Source organism: uncultured Maribacter sp. (assembly GCF_963975365.1).
Lineage (GTDB): Bacteria > Bacteroidota > Bacteroidia > Flavobacteriales > Flavobacteriaceae > Maribacter.
The window spans coordinates 68,309-88,984 of sequence record NZ_CAXBGF010000006.1; the positions used below are offsets into that span (position 1 = coordinate 68,309).

The window sequence follows — 20,676 nt, forward strand, 5'->3', positions numbered from 1 at the left end:
TTAAGCCTTTAATTCTACAATTTTATGAACTCTTTTTTTTCTAAGATAAGATTCTATTAGAAAATTAGCGTCTCGTGTACCGTTCAATGGGGTGATTAAGGTTTCCAAGATATGATTATTATTTATTTGATAGTTAAGGTCGTAAAAACCAAAACCAACAAGCGAGCCATTTTTAATTAAAATTGCACTTTGTTCACCAATCTCACGCCCTTTGTCAATCAATAAGATATTTGCATCCTTACGAATACTATTTTTTGAAATTGCAGCTAATACACGGTCGTTATATTCTTTTTGGTCTTCCTTACTGATACAGGCACCTTTGCAAGTGCCATTTTCATATCCAGAACAATTATTTCTAGCTTCACTAATACCATTCACTTTCTCACATAACTCTAGATCTTTTGTAATTTTATATAAGTAATTTTTAGCACTGAATATTCCGTTGAATAGGGCTAAAGGTTCTTTACATTCGCGATATGCTTTAATTTCTAAAGCATAGTAACCATTTTTATTTTTGGTTTTACACAGTGTATGACTAAACATTCTCTTTCTAGGAATGGTGCTATATTTAGGTCTAAGCTTTAATAATTCTTCGTGTTCTTTAAGAATTGCTACCAGCTCATTTCCTGTTAGCTCATAAGTTACTTTTTTAGTATCCTTAGCTAGTTTTCTAGATTTGTCACCACTTTTGGTAAAGAGTTGGTTTACCTTTTTCTTGATATCTGTGCTTTTACTAAGGTAGATAATATCACCATCTTTATTATGCATATAAAAGATACCAGTCTTGTTAGGTAATTCTCTAACAATATCTAATTGTTTTTCAGAGAGCTCGCCTTGTGTTTCTTTTCTGATAGTATCCTTTATAATTATTTTTTCCGAATCTTTTGCCAGTAAAAACTTGAATAACTTTATTGTTGCCAATGCGTCTCCATTTGCTCTATGGCGATCACTTACAGGTATGCCTAATGATCTAACTAACTTGCCAAGGCTATATGATTCAGCATCAGGTAATAATAGTTTTGAAAGGTCAACGGTGCATAAGGTTTTACGTTCGAAATTATAGCCCAAACGTCTAAATTCTGTCCGTAATATCCGGTAATCGAATTGGGCATTGTGAGCAACTAAAACGGTGTCTTCGGTAATTTCAATAATTCGTTTGGCTACTTCGTAAAACTTAGGTGCAGTCTGCAACATTTTACTATTGATACCGGTGAGTTTCACTACAAAAGGTTGAATTTCCTTTTCAGGATTCACCAAACTGATAAATTTGTCAACTACTTTTTGACCATCAAACTTATGAATAGCAATTTCGGTGATACCTTCCTCATTAAATTTCCCTCCTGTGGTTTCAATATCTAAAATCGCGTACATCTAGTAAAATCTGATTTATTTAAATAGTGGAAATCGTTTGGTTCAATTTCGCGTTCCAAAGATACTACTTCCAATACGTACCATAGTACTTCCTTCTTCTATGGCAATTTTATAATCCCCACTCATACCCATAGATAATGTTGTAAAATTTGGATAGTTGTTTTTTAATTTAGTGAATAATGATTTTAGGCTTTTGAATTCCCTTCTAACCTGATTCATATTATCTGTAAAAGTAGCCATACCCATTAAACCTACAATCTTTACGTGTTCATAGGTCTTAAATTCTTCATTATGTAGCAACGCAAGTAGCTCCTTTTCATCAAAACCAAACTTTGTGTCTTCCTCAGCTATATGAACTTGCAAAAGACAAGAAATGGTTCTATTGCATTTTTCAGCTTGCTTATTTATTTCAGCCAATAATTTTGGACTATCGACGCCATGTATCAAAGAAACATATTCAGCCATATATTTGACCTTATTCCTTTGAAGATGACCAATCATATGCCATTCGATATCTTTTGGCATATTTTGCCATTTTTCTGTCATTTCTTGAACCCTATTTTCGCCAAAAATGCGTTGACCTTCATCATATACTTGTTGAAGGTCCGATATCGGTTTAGTTTTTGAAACGGCAACCAGCGTTACAGATTCTGGCAGTGTACTTAATATGGAGGAAAGATTTTCCTTTATGGACATAGTATATTCTGTTATGGAAAAATTTTAATTTTCGAATTGACTTGATATTTTTTCTGCTTTTCTACTTTCGGAATAATCATAAAAACCTTCTCCAGATTTCAGACCTTTTTTACCGGCCATCACCATATTGACCAAAAGGGGCGAAGGTGCATATTTTGCATTTTTGAAACCGTCATGCATCACATTTAAAATAGAAAGACAAACATCTAGACCTATGAAATCTGCCAATTGTAATGGTCCCATAGGGTGAGCCATACCCAATTTCATAACGGTATCTATTTCTATAACACCGGCAACCCCATGATGCAAGGTTTCTATCGCCTCATTAATCATAGGCATTAAAATTCTATTAGCAACAAAACCTGGATAATCATTGACCTCGGTAGGAGTTTTTCCTAATTTTTCGGAAAGCTCCATTATTGTTTTGGTCGTTGTGTTTGAAGTACTGTAACCACGTATAATTTCAACCAAGGTCATTATGGGAACAGGATTCATAAAATGCATACCAATAACTTTATCTGGTCTGTTGGTAGCTGCTGCAATTTGCGTTATAGATATTGAGGACGTATTGGAGGCTAAAATTGTATTTGAATCACATATGGCGTCCAAATCTTTAAAAATATTTAGTTTAACGGCTAAATCTTCAGTGGCAGCTTCAATAACTAAATTTGTTCCAGAAATTCCTGATTTTAAATCTGTAAACTGCATTATGTTTGCGAGTGTATTATCTCTGTCTGAAGTTGAAATTTTATCCTTAGCCAACATTCGATCCAAATTATTGGCTATGTTGGCAAGTCCCTTAACAAGAGCATCTTTAGCAACATCTATTAAGTGTACTTGAAATCCGTTTTGGGCGAAAACATGGGCAATACCATTACCCATAGTGCCAGCACCTATTACAGCAATTTTTTTCATATTTTCTTTGGATTAAATGCAGCGATAATTTGTAAAGCTACTTTTAGGGCTTGAGTACCTTGTTTTAAGCTTACAATTGGTGTGGTATTATTATTTATGGCTTCTGCAAATGATTCAAGTTCATCTAATATGGCGTTATTGGTTTCAATCGACGGATTTTCAAAATATATCTGCTTTTTGATACCTTCTGCATTCTGCAGAATCATGTCAAAATCACCAGGTTCTTTTGGTGCATCTTTCATTTTAACGACTTCTACTTTCTTCTCTAAAAAATCAACAGAGATGTAAGCATCTTTTTGAAAGAAACGAGATTTTCTCATGTTTTTCAATGAAATTCTACTTGCTGTTAAATTGGCGACACAACCATTTTCAAATTCTAATCTAGCATTTGCAATATCTGGCGATTGGCTAATTACAGATACTCCGCTTGCATTTATTTGTTTTATCTCAGAATTGACTACACTTAAAATTGCATCGATATCATGAATCATTAAATCTAATACCACAGGCACATCGGTGCCTCTTGGATTAAACTCCGCTAAACGATGACTTTCAATAAACATAGGTTGTTTTATAGCATTCTTTACTGCAGTAAATGCAGGATTAAAACGTTCAACATGACCAACCTGACCTTTTACACCGTGTTTAGCCTCTAAGGCTAAAAGTGAATTAGCTTCTTCTAAAGTATGGGTAATAGGTTTTTCAATGAAAATATGCTTTCCTTTTTCAATAGATTTTTTCGCACATTCAAAATGTGACAGTGTAGGGGTAACTATGTCTATAACATCTACTGCGTCTATAAGATTATCAAGATTATTAAAATAAGTATAGCCAAAATCGGCACTTACCTTTTCTCCATTAGAGCTATCTGCATCATAAAACCCAATGAGTTCATATTTTTTAGATTCATTTAGAAGTCTGAGGTGGATTTTACCAAGATGTCCAGCTCCTAAAACACCAACTTTTAGCATTTGTTTTGTTTTCTTCAAAAATACACATAGTTGGATAGTTTTATCCTATAGGCTATTTCAATTTTATAATTTATTGACTTAAGTTTTAAACAGGTTCTTCCATCGTTGAAAGATCTTTGCTAACTTTGAAAGTCAAACCAACTACCATTGAAAGATACCTTTAAGCATAGAGGCATGCGCAATCATTTAGCGCAATTACTAGAAGAAAAGGGGATAGCGGATAAAAAGGTACTCGATGCTGTTCGTGAAATTCCACGTCATTTGTTTATGGATAGTAGCTTTGAGGGCCATGCTTATCAAAACAAAGCATTTCCTATAGCCGCTAATCAAACTATATCGCATCCATTTACGGTTGCCTTTCAGACTGAATTGCTACAACTAGAAGATGGTCAAAAAGTATTGGAGATAGGTACAGGTAGTGGTTACCAAACTGCCATTCTTTTAAAGTTGAAAGTCAAGGTTTATACCATAGAAAGACAGCTTGAGCTTTTTAAGAAGACCAATATATTTTTTAAGAAAATGGGTTACCGACCTAAGAAAATTATTTTTGGAGATGGTTACAAGGGGTTACCGGAACAGGCACCATTTGACCGTATCATTGTAACTGCAGGTGCTCCTGAAGTGCCGAAGGCATTACTTTCACAGTTAAAAGTAGGAGGTAGGTTAGTAATTCCTATAGGCTTTGAAGAGCAGATAATGACTTTGTTTGTACGAACTACTGAAAAGGAATTTTCTAAGTCTGAATATGGCTCGTTTCGATTTGTTCCTCTATTAGAGAATAAGAACTAACTAGTTGTTGAAACTCTTTTTTACACGAGCAAGGTCACGCTTATTGTCACGATCTTTAATAGAATCTCTTTTATCGTAAAGCTTTTTACCTTTTGCTAAAGCTATTTGCATTTTAGCAAGACCTCTATCATTTAAAAATACACGAAGAGGTACAATCGTTAAGCCTGAAGTTTTTACTTCCTTACTCAACTTTTTAAGTTCTCTTTTTTGTAGAAGTAATTTTCGTTCAGCTTTTGGTTTGTGGTTAAAATGAGATGCATGCGAGTATTCGTCAATTTGCATATTGATTACGAAAAGCTCATCTCTATCATTAAACTCACAAAAACTCTCTGTAATAGATGCACGACCTTCTCGTATGGCTTTAATTTCAGTACCGGCTAAAACTATACCAGCTGTAAATTTATCCATCAACTCATATTCAAAATGAGCTTTCTTGTTCTTTATGTTAATCGTGTTTTGCATTGATGACAAAAGTAAGAACAATTCAATGAATGTCTTAAACTTTTAAAACTATTTGCAAATGATGTCGATGGGTTTAAGCTTTAGAGAATATTAATCTGGGCAATTACAGTTGAAAATAAGTTTATTAACTGTAGGTTTTTCATTTACAATTTGTACAATAAATAAAATTCCATTTTCGTTATCATCGATATCAGAATAACGATCTTCATTAATCAGTTTATTCACGAATTCTGGAGTCGTATTGCTATGTCCAACTATTAACACATTTTTATTGAGATTGTCTGTTTTAAATTGTGTAATGTCTAGAGTACCTGGGTCGTAATACTGTAAATCAATATTTTTCTTTATCGATGTTGGTGCTGCAGTCATAGAAGTTCTATTGTAATCGGTAGAATAAATGGCATCTAAATCAACATCAGCAAGAATTTCAGCCCAATGCATTGCTCTACCTAATCCTTTTTGATTAAGTTCAGGGTCAGCATCATCAAGATTACTTCTATCCTTTTCTGCATGTCTAATTAAGTAAAATGTTGAAACAGATGTTTGATTTTGCGATGTATCTATAACAACCTCATCTTTACAAGAAAGACTAATAAATAGGCATGTGAAAAGAATATATTTTATGGCTTTCATGAAAATTTGTTTGAGGTATTAATTTAATAACTAAAATTACTTCAAAATAGTACTATAGATAGTGTATTTTTTGTTTTTTTGCATATGAAAAAGTTTTGTGGGGCACTTCTTATTGGTTTTGTAGTTCTAGGTCTTAAGGCTCAAGAGGTTGTGTTGCCTACTGATTTCAGGCAACTAAATCTTACAGAGTATAATGGGAGTATCGTAAACCCTGCATATAGTTTATATCGCAATAATCCATCATCTGTTGCTTTATGGGCAAGATGGCAATGGCAAACATACGATGCGGACCCAACTTCATTATTTTTAAATTATACGGCTCGATTAAATGAGGTTTCTTCTGCCGGGGCTGGTTTTTTTCAGCATAATACCGGTATTTTTTTAAATACTGGGGCTGCGATAAACTATGCATATAATATTGAATTAAGTGAAAAAGTATTTTTAGGTGTCGGACTAAACTTATTTGCTTTTCAACAAAAGCTTGCTGACGAACGTTTTTTTGTTCCAAACCCGATACAAACTTCTATTCCTAATGATTTTATTGTTCAAATGGCACCTGGTATAAATTTGAATGTAGACAGATTTAATATTGGTTTGGTTTCGGAAAATTTATTTGATTATAATTTCAGTACGAATGAGCGAAATTCTAGTCCTGATGAACGTATGTTTTTGGCATTGGCTAGCTATGATTTTCCAATATCTATTTTAAGTACAGATTACAGTTCCATTTTAAGACCTTCAATATATTATAAAACAATTCCTGGATTGGATAATCAAGTAGGATTGACATCATTGCTAACTACTAATAAATATTGGTTACAAGCCGGTTATAATAGTTTTTACGGATTTTCAGGCGGAGCAGGTGGTCGTTTCTTTAAGCGATTATCTATAGGAGCATTAATTGAAGTGGGTACGAGTTCTGACTTAAAGGGGCAAGATCCATCTTTTGAATTAGTAACCGCATACAAATTAGGAGCAATAGAGACTCCTGAAGAAAAGCTCCAAGAACAATTAATAGCAGAAGAGGAAAAAATAAAGGAAGAAAGCTTAATTGCTAAACCAGACGTAGAGGAAGGTGTGGTATCGAAAGAATTAAGTAAAGAAGAGCAGTTAGCTATAAAACGTGAGGCTAAAAAACAACAGCGTTTAGCGCTGATAGAATCAAAAAGGATAAATGATTCTATAGTTGATGCTTCAAGGCAAACAGACCTTGCTGTTAAAGAATCTAAGAGAGATATTAGAAGAAAGCGTGATTCTATTGCTGATGCAAAAGCAGAGCAAGCTTTAGCAGCTTCAAGAGCTTTACAACAACGAAGACAACAAGATTCAATAGCAGCAGTAATTAAGAAGGAAGCAGAGGCAGTTGCACTTGTTCAAAAACAAAGGCAAGATTCTATTGCTCAGAGTAAGGTACTCTTGGCTGAAGCTGAGAAACAGAAAGCAGAATTTACTGCAAGAAACGAGGTGGTTAAACCTAAAGCTGGAGAAAAGTATGAAGAGGTTACGAAAGAAGGATCTTTAACACCGGGGTATTACTTGATTGCCAATGTCTTTGGAACCAAGAAGTACTTAGATGCTTTTTTGGTTGATATGAAGAAAAAAGGTATTGACGCAAAATCTTTCTATAGAGAATTGAATAAATACAACTATGTATATCTGGCTAAATACAGTTCGATAAAAGAGGCAAGAGAAGCCCGAGATTCTAACCTAGGTGGCAAATACAAAGAGAAGATTTGGATATTTAGAGTAACTGGTGAGTAATTGAATACACACAATTATTTTATTAGTATTCTGTAGTTAAATAGCTGGTTATCCGTTTATTTAAGTTCTCTTTTAATAAGAACATCTAAATAGGTAACCGTATTTAAAAGGTATTTACGGTCTTTAGTGAGGGTGGCCATGGCAATAGAACCTTGTAGAATTGTAAATAATTGTTTCGAGAATTGTAATGGAGTAACCGGAAGTTTAAATTCTCCGTTATTAATTCCACTTTCAAATACCAAGGCTATTTTACCTTCAATTTCTTTAATTGTTTCTTTAACCGCTGCTGCCAACAAGCGATTGTTATGTTGGGCATCTATGCCTACATTCAAAATAGGACAACCGCCCATGTTCATCGTAAATATGTCGTATTTTTTATAAAATTCAATAAGATTTTCAATCTTATCCATAGCTTTTCCTTCTATTGAAAAATGTTCGTCAATAGCTCTAAGTAATAGGTTACGATTATATTCGAATGCAGCTAAAGCAAGAGCTTCTTTGTTTTCGAAATTACCATAAAGCGCACCTTTAGTTAAATTGGTCGCTTCTGTTAAATCGCTCATGCTTGTGCCAACATAGCCATGCTTGTTAAAAACTGGGGCAACAGTCTCAATAATATAAGCGGTAGTTCTTTCGGCTTTAGTTGACATGTAGGACTGTTTTATGCGAATATAAAAAATCTATACTGCATGGTATATATTGTTGACAAAAAAAAGCGTCCTTATTAAAAATAAGAACGCTTTTTCACATTTTTAAGATATTAAACCATTATATCTTCTTGATTTCTGAAAACCAAAGTATTGCCAAAGGCGTCTAGTAATACAACACTATCAGGTTTTATCTGGCCGCTTAAAAGTGATTTGGACATATTGTTCAAGACTTCTTTTTGAATAGTTCGTTTTACAGGTCTAGCCCCAAATTGAGGGTCATATCCTTTTTCAGCCAAATAATCTATAGCTTCTTCAGTAGCCTCTAGGGTAATCTGTTGCTTAAGCAGCATTTTCTTTAGAGATTCCAATTGAAGTCTAACGATTTCCTTGATATTGTTTTTAGTTAAAGGAGTAAACATAACAATGTCATCTATTCTATTGATAAACTCTGGTCGTACAGTTTTCTTCAATAAACCAAGAACTTCTTCCCTTGCAGATTCAGTTGCACTAGGTATATCTTTTGAATTTTCAAAAGTATCTTGTATAATTTGGCTTCCCATGTTACTAGTCATGATTATGATGGTATTTTTGAAGTCGGCAACCCTACCTTTATTATCTGTCAATCTGCCTTCGTCCAAAACCTGCAGCAAAATGTTGAAGGTATCAGGGTGTGCCTTTTCTATTTCATCTAGTAAAACTACTGAATATGGTCTTCTTCTTACTGCTTCAGTCAATTGACCGCCTTCATCGTAACCAACATATCCTGGAGGTGCACCAACTAATCTACTCACAGCATGCCTCTCTTGATACTCACTCATATCTATACGGGTCATGGCATTTTCATCATCAAACAGATAGGATGCAAGCGTTTTTGCTAGTTCGGTCTTACCAACACCGGTAGTACCAAGAAACAAGAATGATCCTATCGGTTTTTTTGCATCCTGTAATCCAGCTCGACTTCTTCGAATAGCATCAGAAACAGCTTGAATAGCTTCTTCCTGGCCAACCACTCTTTTGTGCAGTACTTCCTCAAGTTTCAATAATTTCTCGCGTTCACTTTGTAACATTTTGGTCACTGGAATACCGGTCCATTTCGCAACTACCTCTGCTATGTCTTCACTCGTAACCTCTTCTTTAATTAAGGTTCCGGAGTGTTGTTGTGCAGCTAAATCATCCTGTAATTTTGTTAGATTTTCCTGCGCTTCTTTAATTTTTCCATATCTAATTTCAGCTACCTTGCCATAGTCGCCATTACGTTCGGCCCTTTCTGCTTCTGCCTTAAAATTTTCAATATCCAACTTGGTTTGTTGAATATTATCAACAACCGTTTTTTCACTTTCCCATTGAGCATAAATCTCATTACGCTCTTCTTTTACATTAGCTAGATCTAAGTTTAAGATTTTAAGTTTTTGCTTATCATCTTCCCTTTTAATTGCTTCAATCTCAATTTCCAATTGCATGATCTTTCTATCAAGAACATCCAATTCCTCAGGTTTAGAGTTGATTTCCATTCTAAGTTTAGATGCAGCCTCATCCATTAGGTCAATTGCCTTATCGGGTAAAAACCTATTGGTTATATACCGCTGCGATAACTCTACAGCCGCTATAACAGCTTCGTCTTTAATACGCACTTTGTGATGAGCTTCATATTTCTCTTTAATACCTCTAAGGATGGAAATAGCACTTTCAGTATCAGGTTGATCAACCATGACTTTTTGGAATCTTCTTTCCAATGCCTTATCCTTCTCAAAATACTTTTGGTATTCATCTAAAGTTGTAGCTCCAATTGATCTTAATTCTCCTCTAGCTAATGCTGGTTTTAAAATGTTAGCAGCATCCATAGCACCTTGACCGCCACCGGCACCAATTAACGTATGAATTTCATCTATAAAAAGTATGATGTTTCCGTCGGCACTTACAACTTCTTTAATGACCGATTTTAAACGTTCTTCGAATTCACCTTTATATTTAGCTCCTGCAATCAATGCACCCATATCCAAAGAATAGATAACCTTGTCTTTTAGGTTTTCAGGAATATCGCCTTGTATAATTCTATGGGCAAGACCTTCAACAATTGCGGTTTTACCTACACCAGGTTCACCTACTAAAATTGGATTATTTTTGGTTCTTCTGGATAATATCTGGAGAATTCTTCTTATTTCTTCATCGCGACCAATAACAGGATCTAATTTACCGCTATCTGCAAGTTCATTTAGGTTTTTGGCGTATTTCTTTAGTGAATTATACGTTTCTTCAGCACTTTGTGAAGTAACCTTCTCTCCTTTTCGTAATTCTTCTATAGCTGCTTTAAGGTGTTTTTCCGTAACCCCTTGGTCTTTTAATATTTGAGCTATTTTACTCTTTGATTTTAATACGGCCAAGAATAAATGCTCTAAAGAAACAAACTCATCGCCCATATCCTTGGCAATTATGCTAGCTTCATTTAGAGTTTTGCCGGCTTCTCTTGAAAATTGCAACTCACCACCTTCCACTTTTGGGAAACTAGAAAGTTCCTTTTCCAATATTTGTTGGACCATATTAAAATTGACGCCTAATTTTTTAAGTAAAAAAGGCATAACATTTTCTTCTACTTCGGTAAGTGCTTTGAAAACATGTTCATTTTCTATTTGCTGATGGCCCATATTTTGGGCAATCTGCTGGGCTAGTTGAATTGCCTCCTGCGACTTTATGGTAAAATTATTTATATTCATTTTCTTTAGTTTTAGTTATTTGTAATACTTTTGGAATGTAATGTTCAAGAATCTTACCAATAACCGAGACAAGACAAGATGACTTGATTTCGAGTATATTAGCTGACAATTAGTCAGATAGTGGTATGGCTAATGGGTAATATTAAATTAAGAAATCTATGGGAATATTTAGTGGAATATTTGGAGGATCTAAGAATGGAAATGGAAAGGAAGTTTCTGATATTCCTTGGAAACCTTTGAATGCGATAATTCAGTTAGAGGATATTAAGAAACAATCTAAAATAAGGCCTCAGATTATTTTTAAACATTCTACTTCTTGTGGTATTAGTAGAATGGTACTGAATATGTTTAAAAGTGGCTATGGGTTAGAGGAAGGCCAAATGGATTTTTATTTTTTGGATTTGCTAGCAAATAGAGATGTGTCCCACGAAGTTGCTTCCGTATTTGGAGTAATGCATCAATCTCCCCAATTATTAATAATTAAAAATGGGGTAGTGGTAGTACATGATTCTCATGGATCGATATCTGATATAAAATTAGAACAGTACTTATAAAAAAAGCCCCATTAAAACGGGGCTTTTTTGTTAGTTAAAACTTTGCTTATTTAAAATGTTCTTAAGATTATTCTTTAAATCTTCACCAGCATCATATACCATCTGTTCATTACTGGGAAATGGAACCCTCGCCAATTGCAGAAGCGAAACTAAATCATTATCTAAAGCTCTTTTGTCGCCATTATAGTTGGCATAAATATGCTCAAATACAAATTGACTGGATAATGGATATTGATTTATTTTCTGTTGTTTTTTTAAATCTATAAAATTAACAACTCCTGTTACTTGAGCACTCTTAAATTGAGTGAATTGATAAAAATCACATTTTACGGTTTTAAACTTGTCAACTTTTATGCTATTCCCTAAACTATCGGAAACTACATTGCCATTACTATCTTCAACAAAAGTATAGCCATCCTTAATCTGACGTTCTTTGCTTATCTGTTTCTCACTAATTTGTTCGGGAGAAATGTTAATGTCTTGAAAAGAAACCTCCATTTGGTAATCATAGATTTGATTTTTAATTCTATTCGTATGATATTCTGTCCAATTATTATTTAATCCGTAGGTATTCAAATTTAAAAGTTCATCTTCTAATCTTCTTGGAATTACCTTATCGGTGTTGTTGGTCATTTCAACAATAACATAATCTAAACCCTTTTGGTACGCTTCATCAATTTTAGAAACAACGTCATTATAATTAGGGTTTAACTCCTGTAAATATTTTAAATCACTAAAAGCAATTCTAAAATCTGATTTATAATTTGCATTTTCCAATAAGGTCGTGGCCTTGTTATAAAGGTATTCAGATAAATTTAGTTTGGCAGCAATTAATTCATCGTCATAATTTTTAAAGTTGAATTGTGCTTTTCTATTTTCATCTTGAATATACAACGGTAATAAAGGCCTTATACTTTCTTGAACCGATTTAAGTCGGTCATATGTATTGAAAATTTCCTCGAAATTTGCAGGGTTACCATCTTTTTTAAGAAATTTAATGTGCTGAAGTTCCCTTTCGGTATGTTTACGGTATCCTTCTTCAAGAAGTACAATGTACGTCTGATTGCTTTTTTTGGTCTTATTTTCAGCAATGTTTACAACAGCTTTGTTAATAGCGGCCATGTAATTGCCTGAATTTAGAGCCTCCTGTGTTTTCTTTACCCCACTACAAGATAGTAGTAGGCCTATAAAACCAAATAGTAGAATTTTTTTCATGCCTATATTTTTAGAATTTAATAAAGCTATTTCAACAGCCGTGCCATAAAATGCTTTTATCATAACGTATGGGGATGAGGAATAGTATATTTTCGTTAAGTTGCACAATAGATTTCTAAATCATGTATTTGAATATGGGTACAGTTATTAACTTATTTTGATAAATAAGTTATGGGTTTATTCATTTTTTTTATTTCATTAAGTACTCTTATTTGTATTTTTGCATCTTATTTAAAATAAATAGCAAAATGCAACGCGACACTATAATTTTTAATCTTATTGAAGAAGAGCGACAACGTCAGATCAACGGAATTGAATTAATCGCTTCTGAGAATTTTACTAGTCCGCAGGTAATGGAAGCACAGGGTTCTGTACTTACCAATAAATATGCTGAAGGTTACCCAGGTAAGCGTTATTATGGAGGTTGCGAAGTAGTAGATAAAGTTGAGCAGTTGGCTATTGATAGGGCTATGGAACTTTTTGGGGCTGCATATGCGAATGTTCAGCCGCATTCTGGTTCGCAAGCAAATGCTGCTGTTTATCATGCATGCTTACAGCCTGGAGATAAAATATTAGGTTTCGATTTATCTCATGGAGGACATTTAACCCATGGTTCTCCGGTGAATTTTTCTGGAAGATTATATAATCCTGTGTTTTATGGTGTAGACCAAGAAACAGGTAGATTGGACTATGATAAAATTCAAGAAATAGCAACAAAGGAACAACCTAAGTTGATAATTGCTGGGGCCTCGGCATATTCGCGAGATATAGATTTTGAACGTTTTCGTAAAATTGCCGATAGTGTAAATGCAATTTTACTTGCTGATATTTCTCATCCAGCAGGTTTAATAGCGAAAGGCCTATTGAACAATCCTATTCCTCATTGTCATATTGTAACGACGACGACACATAAAACATTGAGAGGCCCAAGAGGTGGATTAATATTGATGGGGACTGATTTTGAAAATCCATTTGGTATTAAATTAAAAAATGGAAATCTTAGAAAAATGTCAGCGTTATTAGATTTAGCTGTTTTTCCTGGAAATCAAGGGGGTCCTTTAGAGCATGTTATAGCAGGAAAAGCAATTGCCTTTGGTGAAGCGTTATCTGATTCTTATGGCTCATATATATTACAAGTGAAAAAGAATGCTGATGCTATGGCAAAAGCATTTGTAAAAAGAGGGTATGATATTATTTCTGGTGGTACTGATAATCACATGATGCTTATCGACTTAAGAAATAAAGATATTTCAGGTAAAGATGCTGAGAAAGCATTGGTGCTTGCAGATATTACGGCAAATAAAAACATGGTACCTTTTGATGATAAATCACCTTTTGTCACCTCAGGTATACGTTTTGGAACCGCTGCTATTACTACTAGAGGTTTGGTAGAAAGTGATATGGAACAAGTAGTTGAGTTTATTGATCAGGTTATAGCTAACCCAGAAAATGATACTGTTATCTCCGAAGTAAAAGGTAAAGTCAATGCTATGATGAATACTAGGCCGATTTTTAACGCCTAGTATTTAATTAGAAATTTTATTCGGATAAAAATTCTAAATCGCCTGTTACATAGGTATTTGCTTGTATATCAAAAATTGAAGCCTCGTCTTCTTTGTCTAAATAAATACCCCAAAATTCACTGTACGATTTCGGAATAATATTCGTTTGTTCATCTTCAAAATCAAAATTATCTAAACTATCCTCAAAAATAGGGACAAAGATTTCATATGGTTTTTGAGTAAGTCCTCTTGTTAAGAATACATAGTTAAATGCAATTTGCTTTAATATATCATTAAGCTGTGTTGCTATGCTTTTATCATAAATACGTTTTATTACTATGCTTGTATCTTTCAAGAATATAGTGAGTTCTTCAATGTCAATATTGCAGTTGTTTCTTGAATTTAAGATTTCTAAATTATACTGAAGTGGCGAATCATTTTTAATGCTCGTGCCCCATCTACCAGTATTAAAATTAGTGAATAATTCTAATAATTCTATATTGCAATTCACTTCTAATACTAAATGAACGGAATTTAGAGTGCAGCTTTTTCGTTTTAATTTTAGAGTAGAAAAATAATGAAATTCTAAAGATTTTAGAAATTCATCTATGCCAAAAATCTCTTTAGTGTAATCTAAATTGTTTAATGACTTTTTTATAAAATCGTCGATATTAAAAGACATGTAAGGCTAGTATTAAAATTCTTCTTTTGCTAAAGATAATTTTTAACTTATTTATTTCCCCTTAGGAAAACCTTATAAATTTGGAGGATATTATTATAAAAAAACACAATTATTTTTAACTATCTGATAATCATTAAGTTGAAGAAATAAATTGATTTTACAAGAATCCACGGGTTTTAGCCTCATTTATTAGGGCTAAATCGTTTCCATTTTTAATATCGAAAAGTGCTTTTAGCTGTCTTTTTCTTGCCTCAACAGTGGTGTTGGCTGAGCCTATTAATGGTGCAATATCTCTAGTATGAATACCTTGTGAAAGATGATGCAAAATCTTTTGATCTTGTTCATCAATAACAATATCACTGGACATTCTACGTCTAATTGCCGCTAAGGCACTAGCTGTATAGTATGGTGATTTACTCATAATGGTTTCTACCATGGTTTTTAGAGACATTTCGTCTATCTCAGATTTCACCATATAACCATCAGGATTCACTGTTTTGAAAATATTGTTAATTCTATAGTTGTCGCTATAGGAAGACATGAAAACAACCTTTGAGTTAGGTACTTCATTTCTAGCAACGATTCCTAAATCTATACCTGTTCTCGGATCTTTAGATTCTGGAGAAAATAACTGAATATCTAAAAGTATAATATCATAAGGTATGGCACGTTTAGATAATTCAATCTTACTTTTACCTTTTTCAAAACTTCTTGCAATTTCAACTTTTACGTTAAAATCAGTAAATTCAGAATCTTCAAGAATATATTTATATCCTAAAGTGGTCATTTCATGATCATCTACCGCTAAAATTCGTACAGTATCCATTTCTATATTTAGATTCAATTGTAATTTACAAAACGTTTTTAAATTGCGTATTATTATCAGTAGAATTAATCAAATTCTTATTAACTGGTATTTGAAGTGAAATAGTAGTACCTGTACCTTCAATTGAATCTAGGTGAAACGTTCCATTTAGCTTGTTAGTCCTAGAAGTTATGTTTCTAATACCGATGCCTTTTTTACCTTTATTTATATTAAATCCACGACCATTGTCATTCATTATTACGTTAAAGATGTCTTCAGTTCTATAGAATGTTATTTCGAAAATAGTGCAATTGGCGTGTTTTATTGCATTTTGAAATGTTTCTTGTATAATTCGATACACATTAATTTTAATGTCTCCTTCAAGGCTATCCCAGCTTTCATCTTCATTAAAATTAAAAATCGTTTTAATATTTTCATTTTTATTGCCACCTGATAGTAGCGATTCAATCGAGTCTGTGAAGTTATTTATTTTTTGATAGGCACTGTGACTTAATTCGTGCGAAATAGAGCGTATTTCGTGTTCTATTTCTTGTAAAGAACCAAGAGCCTTTGACTTTTCTTGTATTGCTTCTTCAGTTGCGCGTTTGTTTAGACCTGTTAAAACCATACGTGCTCCTAGCATTTTACCTAATACGCCATCGTGTAGCTCTTCTGAGATTCTTTTCTGTTCTAAACGTTTAACTTCATCAACTTTTTGTTTTTGCATCAACATTAAATTGAAAATTTCTTGATTATTAGCTTGCTGTTGTTGGTCAAAACGAAGCTTTTGATTTTTAGCGCGTTGATTAATAATAATATAGATAGAAAGTCCTAATAAAAAGAAACCTGCTGCAATACCGATCCATATTTGTTTCTGCTTTGATAAAACTTCTTTTTCACTTTCTAGTTCTATATTTTCAGCGATAAATTCATCAGTTTCAAAACGTATACGGGCAAACTTATTTTGTATTTTTCGCTCTTCTTTTTGAAGACTGTCGTCTAGTTGAATATATTTTTGAAAGTAGGTAGGCGCGTTTTTTTTCTCCAATGTTGCTAAAAATGGCCAAACTTCTAATAATCGTTCATTATTATCACTCTTTAATGATAACTCCTCGGCAATTTTTGCATTGGTAATTGCGGCTAACGTATCATGTGCAAAGGCTTTGTATTCAGCGTAGTTAAAATATGACCCCGCTAAGCTGCTGGTCTTATTCTCAGTACTTTTTATCTTAATAGCTTCTAATAATAACTTACCTACACCTAAAGTGTCTTTATCATATAATTTACTTGAGGCTAGATTACTCAATGCTAAGGCATATAGGGAAGGGTCTTTTATTATTAGACTGTCAGTCTTTAGTACAGTTTTAAAATTCTCAATCGCTTTTTTATATTGCTTGTTGTTTCTAAATACGACTCCAATATTATTTATAATTCTTGCTTCTCGAATTTTATTAAAATCTGACAATTTTAAATAATAAAGGGCTTCATTGTAATAGGCTTGAGATTTTTCCACTTCTCCCAATCCTCCTAATGAAATACCTAGAACATTGTAACTATTATATAAATATAAATAATCATTTAAGGATTTAAAGATTTCGATTGCTCTCATTATAGTAGTTTCACTACCCACATAATCTTTAACATCGGATTGTATTTTTGCCATTTCAAAATACATTCTACCAGAAAGTTGTAGCTCCTTAGTATTTTCAAAAATTTTTTGTGCCTCAAAATATGAATAGTAGGCACTATCTTTTACCGAATATCTATCAAAAAATAATGCTAAATCCCAATATCGATTTCCTATCGATAAGGAATCGTTTCGTTTTTGGTTCAGGGAAATAGAGCGCTTATTGACTTTTCGAAACAATGTACTGTCTCCCTTTGAATATAAATTTACAGAAAGCGTGGAAAAATATTTTGATTTTAAAGAGTCGGAGGTAGTACTCAATGCATATTGATAGGCTTTATTTAATATGATAGTTTTTTGTAGTTGAGTAGATTTTGGATTTTTACTTTCTTCAATCCATAAATCAACACTATCGGTTTCAATAGCAATAGGAGGTACAATTGTTGTAGGTTCAAATTCTGAACAACTGCTGAATAAGTGTACAAGTATTAATAAAGTGAAATATCTTTTAAACAAAAACAGGTTATTTAATTTCTTAAAAACCAAGATATAAAAAAAGCCTTTAACAAACAGGTTGAAGGCTTTTATATATTATATTAACAAGTCTAGCTTATCATTGTTTTACCTCTTGGAGGTGTTTCAGTAGAGCAATCGGAACAAGATAATGCTTTAGAGATATCATTCATGAAATCAAATTCACTTGCAGTGTTTTCTACTACGTATGTTGCCATTCCTAATGCCATTACTGCTACTGCTAAAATACTTGTTACTTTTTTCATATTCTTTGTGTTTTAGGGGTTTTAGATTTATTATACTGCCAAAGTAATATGGTTTTGCGAGTAGTTAAAGTAAATCGCTTTACCTTAAGTAAGTGACTTAGTTCTGCTAGTATATGAACCGATTGTGAGAGAATTCTTTAATTTTGTGAAGAAAACGTGTTCTGTGAGAGAATTTTTTTAAGATTATCCATGTTTTCTCGGTATGTTTTTGAAAATGGAATGTGTTCATTTACCATTTTTAAAGCACATATCGATTTGCCGAAATTTATTCTAGAGACATAAGTAGTATTTACAATATAGCTTTGGTGTATGCGCATAAAATTATTGGGTAGTGCATTTTCAAAAGTCTTTAGCGTTTTAAAAGCATTTGTAATGGTGCCATCTTTCATAAAAAATTCGGTGGTATTATTGTCAGCTTTTAAGTATAGAATGTCATTCGTATTCAGATATTGATAGTCGTTATAAGATTTTAAGCAAAGTGTAACCGGTGCTTTTTCTTTTGGAACTCTTTTTCTAAGCTTTAATAATGACTTGCGGATATCAAATTCATTATAAGGTTGCAGCCAGTAGTCAAAAAATCCATTTTTGATAGCGTCGTAAGCGTAATCTTTGGTTTTAGCTATGCCAATTAATATAGGAAGTTGATTTGTGTATTGATGAATTTCCATCACCATTAGAAAAATCGCTGAATAGTCATTATTAAGATTTATAAAAACAATATCAGGAGTGTATTTAAGAATATCGTTTAAGCCATCGGAAGGATTGGTCGTTGTGTTAATGCAATCAAAGTCATCATACTCATCCAAAAAAGCATGCAACTGCAAATTTGAAACTGCATCAGAATCAATTATGGTGTACGTATAATTCAAAAGATTTAATGTCTACAACGAATTTAGAAATAGACTAATCAATTTTCGCCAAGAATGTCCTTATAAAAACAGAGGACATTTTTATAAAATGCCTGTTTATAGGGCTTGTGAGCGAAAATTCTGTCAATTATAAGCGTTATATTGACATTATTCTTTTTCTACAGCTTGATAAGCACCTAAATCTGGTGCAGGTATCCTTAGTGTTCCTAAGATATCTAGAGGGCTAATATTGGCTGCATCCAAATTTCCCTTATTAATAACATCTGAGTCTAAACCAATTCTAAAATCATTCTTTGTGGTTAGAAAATAATCTACTTCGCCATTCAAAATAATGTCAGAATAAAATTCTGAATCTGTAAAATCATATAGATTGTTCAGTGGTGAATATGGATCGTTTTGAGTGTACCTAATAAAACAGTTTAGAAAATTAAAATTGAAGCTATTCTGATCATTTGATAGTAAACTTACTTCATTTTGGTGGTTACCATCAATAATACAATTTTTAAAGTCAGCTTTAACAAGTTCAAAACCAATTTCTTGGCTATTATTTTTTATTTCTAATGCACTATTATACCTAAATCCCTTATTCCAATAGTTTGCTATCGTAGAGTGAATAAATGTATAATTACCTCCATTTTCTATCAAAAGGGAAGAGCTACCAGAATTGCCCAATACTAGATTTTCGGCCTCTAATTTGGCATTTTTTGTCCATAAATTATATCTGGTATTATTATAAATATGGCTATTTGCAAGAATTAAAGTAGTTTCAATATCGTTTGATAATCCTTCAACAAATAAACCTATTTCTGCATTTTTAATGGTTAAATGGTTTATTGAGTTGTTTTTGCTTCCAGCGCTAATCCATATAGTTCCCCACTGCCCAGGGGTTTCCGAAAATTCAGGTTCAAGCCGGTCTCCTTCAAAAATAATTTCTCCTTCTAATGCTAAATTATCATCACTTAGCGTGCCATTTACTTTTAATTTACCGCCATCTTGAACTACTAAACCTGAATTTTCATGAAAATGAATTCGTGCTCCTGCGTCAATTTTCAATTCTTTCGCACTAGGTATAATTGCATAACCATATATAACATAAGGTTTACTATTGGTGAAGTTTAATTCTTCATCCAAAAGTTCGAAACCTGATATACGGATAGGGTTTCCTGCATCATCTGTATAGAGATTAATGGCATAGGTTTCAATTTCAGAAATCTCTTTTGGGTAAAGAAAAATAGCATCTTTAGCCAGCGTAACCAACGCTACCGATTGCTGAAAAGGTTCCTTATCAAATTCAATTGCATCGGTATAAAGTAGTTCTTTTAAAGAATCATCACTTATATTAATGGTTGTTTCTATTAGAATAAATAAGCTGTCTTGAGCATAAATTGGAATATCATTAAATTCTTTACCAGCAACACCATCAACATTTAGTCTATAAAAGCTTTCAGGACCATTTTTAAGGGATATATTTGGAATTATGATATCATCTTTGGTGTCATTGAATACTTTAAGTGTATAGGTGCTACTACCTATTGATGAGAAGACCGTATCTAAATAAACCGTATCTTTTGAAAAAGACAAATTTCCATCACTAGGTGTGTATTCAAAATTTTTTCTGCAGGAAGCACTCCATAAGATACAGAGGAGAATAGAAAAGGCGATTAGTATTCGATTTCGCACGTAT

General features: G+C 33.0%; 19 protein-coding genes. 4 read left to right on the top strand and 15 right to left on the bottom strand.

Annotated elements, in window-relative coordinates:
• From AACZ49_RS08965 to AACZ49_RS08980, 4 genes are read right to left on the bottom strand one after another with little or no spacing between them, the layout of a single operon-like run.
• Window positions 1-1,371 (bottom strand): exonuclease domain-containing protein, encoded by a 1,371-nt coding sequence (locus tag AACZ49_RS08965; protein ID WP_339653696.1) that lies wholly within the window; start codon window positions 1,369-1,371, stop codon window positions 1-3.
• 42 nt (window positions 1,372-1,413) lie between these two features.
• Window positions 1,414-2,067, bottom strand: coding sequence for a YggS family pyridoxal phosphate-dependent enzyme (locus AACZ49_RS08970; protein ID WP_339653699.1), 654 nt, complete (start codon window positions 2,065-2,067; stop codon window positions 1,414-1,416).
• A 24-nt stretch (window positions 2,068-2,091) separates the two neighbouring features.
• Window positions 2,092-2,982, bottom strand: a complete 891-nt coding sequence (locus tag AACZ49_RS08975; RefSeq protein WP_339653702.1) for a 3-hydroxyacyl-CoA dehydrogenase NAD-binding domain-containing protein — start codon at window positions 2,980-2,982, stop codon at window positions 2,092-2,094.
• Complete coding sequence (locus tag AACZ49_RS08980; protein ID WP_339654016.1) at window positions 2,979-3,953, bottom strand: Gfo/Idh/MocA family oxidoreductase; 975 nt, start codon at window positions 3,951-3,953, stop codon at window positions 2,979-2,981. Before AACZ49_RS08980 ends, AACZ49_RS08975 begins: the two co-directional genes overlap by 4 nt.
• Window positions 3,954-4,100: 147 nt before the next feature.
• Here AACZ49_RS08980 and AACZ49_RS08985 point away from each other — a divergent pair, with 147 nt between their 5' ends.
• Entirely contained in the window at window positions 4,101-4,742 is a 642-nt protein-coding gene (locus tag AACZ49_RS08985; RefSeq protein WP_339653704.1) for a protein-L-isoaspartate(D-aspartate) O-methyltransferase, read from the top strand.
• Here AACZ49_RS08985 and smpB read toward each other — a convergent pair whose 3' ends face one another.
• Together smpB and AACZ49_RS08995 are read right to left on the bottom strand one after the other, a co-directional pair.
• Entirely contained in the window at window positions 4,743-5,204 is a 462-nt protein-coding gene (gene smpB / locus AACZ49_RS08990; protein ID WP_339653707.1) for an SsrA-binding protein SmpB, read from the bottom strand.
• A 90-nt stretch (window positions 5,205-5,294) separates the two neighbouring features.
• Window positions 5,295-5,837 carry a phosphoglycerate mutase family protein gene (locus AACZ49_RS08995; RefSeq protein WP_339653709.1) on the bottom strand — a complete coding sequence of 181 codons (543 nt, stop codon included), beginning with the start codon at window positions 5,835-5,837 and terminating at the stop codon, window positions 5,295-5,297.
• A gap of 84 nt (window positions 5,838-5,921) precedes the next feature.
• On the opposite strand from AACZ49_RS08995, the gene AACZ49_RS09000 reads away from it, so the two are divergent.
• Complete coding sequence (locus AACZ49_RS09000; protein WP_339653712.1) at window positions 5,922-7,598, top strand: PorP/SprF family type IX secretion system membrane protein; 1,677 nt, start codon at window positions 5,922-5,924, stop codon at window positions 7,596-7,598.
• A gap of 56 nt (window positions 7,599-7,654) precedes the next feature.
• On the opposite strand, the gene AACZ49_RS09005 is transcribed toward AACZ49_RS09000, so the two are convergent.
• Both AACZ49_RS09005 and clpB read right to left on the bottom strand, forming a co-directional pair.
• Window positions 7,655-8,248 carry a TetR/AcrR family transcriptional regulator gene (locus AACZ49_RS09005; protein WP_339653713.1) on the bottom strand — a complete coding sequence of 198 codons (594 nt, stop codon included), beginning with the start codon at window positions 8,246-8,248 and terminating at the stop codon, window positions 7,655-7,657.
• Window positions 8,249-8,358: 110 nt separating this feature from the next.
• Window positions 8,359-10,959 (bottom strand): ATP-dependent chaperone ClpB, encoded by a 2,601-nt coding sequence (clpB, locus tag AACZ49_RS09010; RefSeq protein WP_339653715.1) that lies wholly within the window; start codon window positions 10,957-10,959, stop codon window positions 8,359-8,361.
• Window positions 10,960-11,117: 158 nt separating this feature from the next.
• Here clpB and ytxJ point away from each other — a divergent pair, with 158 nt between their 5' ends.
• Window positions 11,118-11,513 (top strand): bacillithiol system redox-active protein YtxJ, encoded by a 396-nt coding sequence (ytxJ, locus tag AACZ49_RS09015; RefSeq protein WP_339653717.1) that lies wholly within the window; start codon window positions 11,118-11,120, stop codon window positions 11,511-11,513.
• Window positions 11,514-11,543: 30 nt separating this feature from the next.
• On the opposite strand, the gene AACZ49_RS09020 is transcribed toward ytxJ, so the two are convergent.
• Window positions 11,544-12,728, bottom strand: coding sequence for a hypothetical protein (locus AACZ49_RS09020; protein WP_339653720.1), 1,185 nt, complete (start codon window positions 12,726-12,728; stop codon window positions 11,544-11,546).
• A 248-nt stretch (window positions 12,729-12,976) separates the two neighbouring features.
• Here AACZ49_RS09020 and glyA point away from each other — a divergent pair, with 248 nt between their 5' ends.
• Entirely contained in the window at window positions 12,977-14,251 is a 1,275-nt protein-coding gene (glyA, locus tag AACZ49_RS09025) for a serine hydroxymethyltransferase (protein WP_339653723.1), read from the top strand.
• Window positions 14,252-14,267: 16 nt separating this feature from the next.
• On the opposite strand, the gene AACZ49_RS09030 is transcribed toward glyA, so the two are convergent.
• The 6 genes from AACZ49_RS09030 to AACZ49_RS09055 all read right to left on the bottom strand — a co-directional run bounded on the left by AACZ49_RS09030 (window position 14,268) and on the right by AACZ49_RS09055 (window position 20,672).
• On the bottom strand, window positions 14,268-14,912 hold the full coding sequence (locus tag AACZ49_RS09030; protein ID WP_339653726.1) for a hypothetical protein: 645 nt from the start codon (window positions 14,910-14,912) through the stop codon (window positions 14,268-14,270).
• 157 nt (window positions 14,913-15,069) lie between these two features.
• Window positions 15,070-15,738, bottom strand: coding sequence for a histidine kinase (locus AACZ49_RS09035; RefSeq protein ID WP_339653729.1), 669 nt, complete (start codon window positions 15,736-15,738; stop codon window positions 15,070-15,072).
• A gap of 25 nt (window positions 15,739-15,763) precedes the next feature.
• Entirely contained in the window at window positions 15,764-17,860 is a 2,097-nt protein-coding gene (locus AACZ49_RS09040) for an ATP-binding protein (protein ID WP_339653731.1), read from the bottom strand.
• 89 nt (window positions 17,861-17,949) lie between these two features.
• Window positions 17,950-18,123 carry a hypothetical protein gene (locus AACZ49_RS09045; RefSeq protein WP_339653734.1) on the bottom strand — a complete coding sequence of 58 codons (174 nt, stop codon included), beginning with the start codon at window positions 18,121-18,123 and terminating at the stop codon, window positions 17,950-17,952.
• Between the two features lie 137 nt (window positions 18,124-18,260).
• Window positions 18,261-18,992, bottom strand: coding sequence for a LytTR family DNA-binding domain-containing protein (locus AACZ49_RS09050; RefSeq protein ID WP_339653737.1), 732 nt, complete (start codon window positions 18,990-18,992; stop codon window positions 18,261-18,263).
• Between the two features lie 147 nt (window positions 18,993-19,139).
• Window positions 19,140-20,672 (bottom strand): hypothetical protein, encoded by a 1,533-nt coding sequence (locus AACZ49_RS09055; RefSeq protein ID WP_339653740.1) that lies wholly within the window; start codon window positions 20,670-20,672, stop codon window positions 19,140-19,142.
• Between the last annotated feature and the right edge of the window lie 4 nt (window positions 20,673-20,676).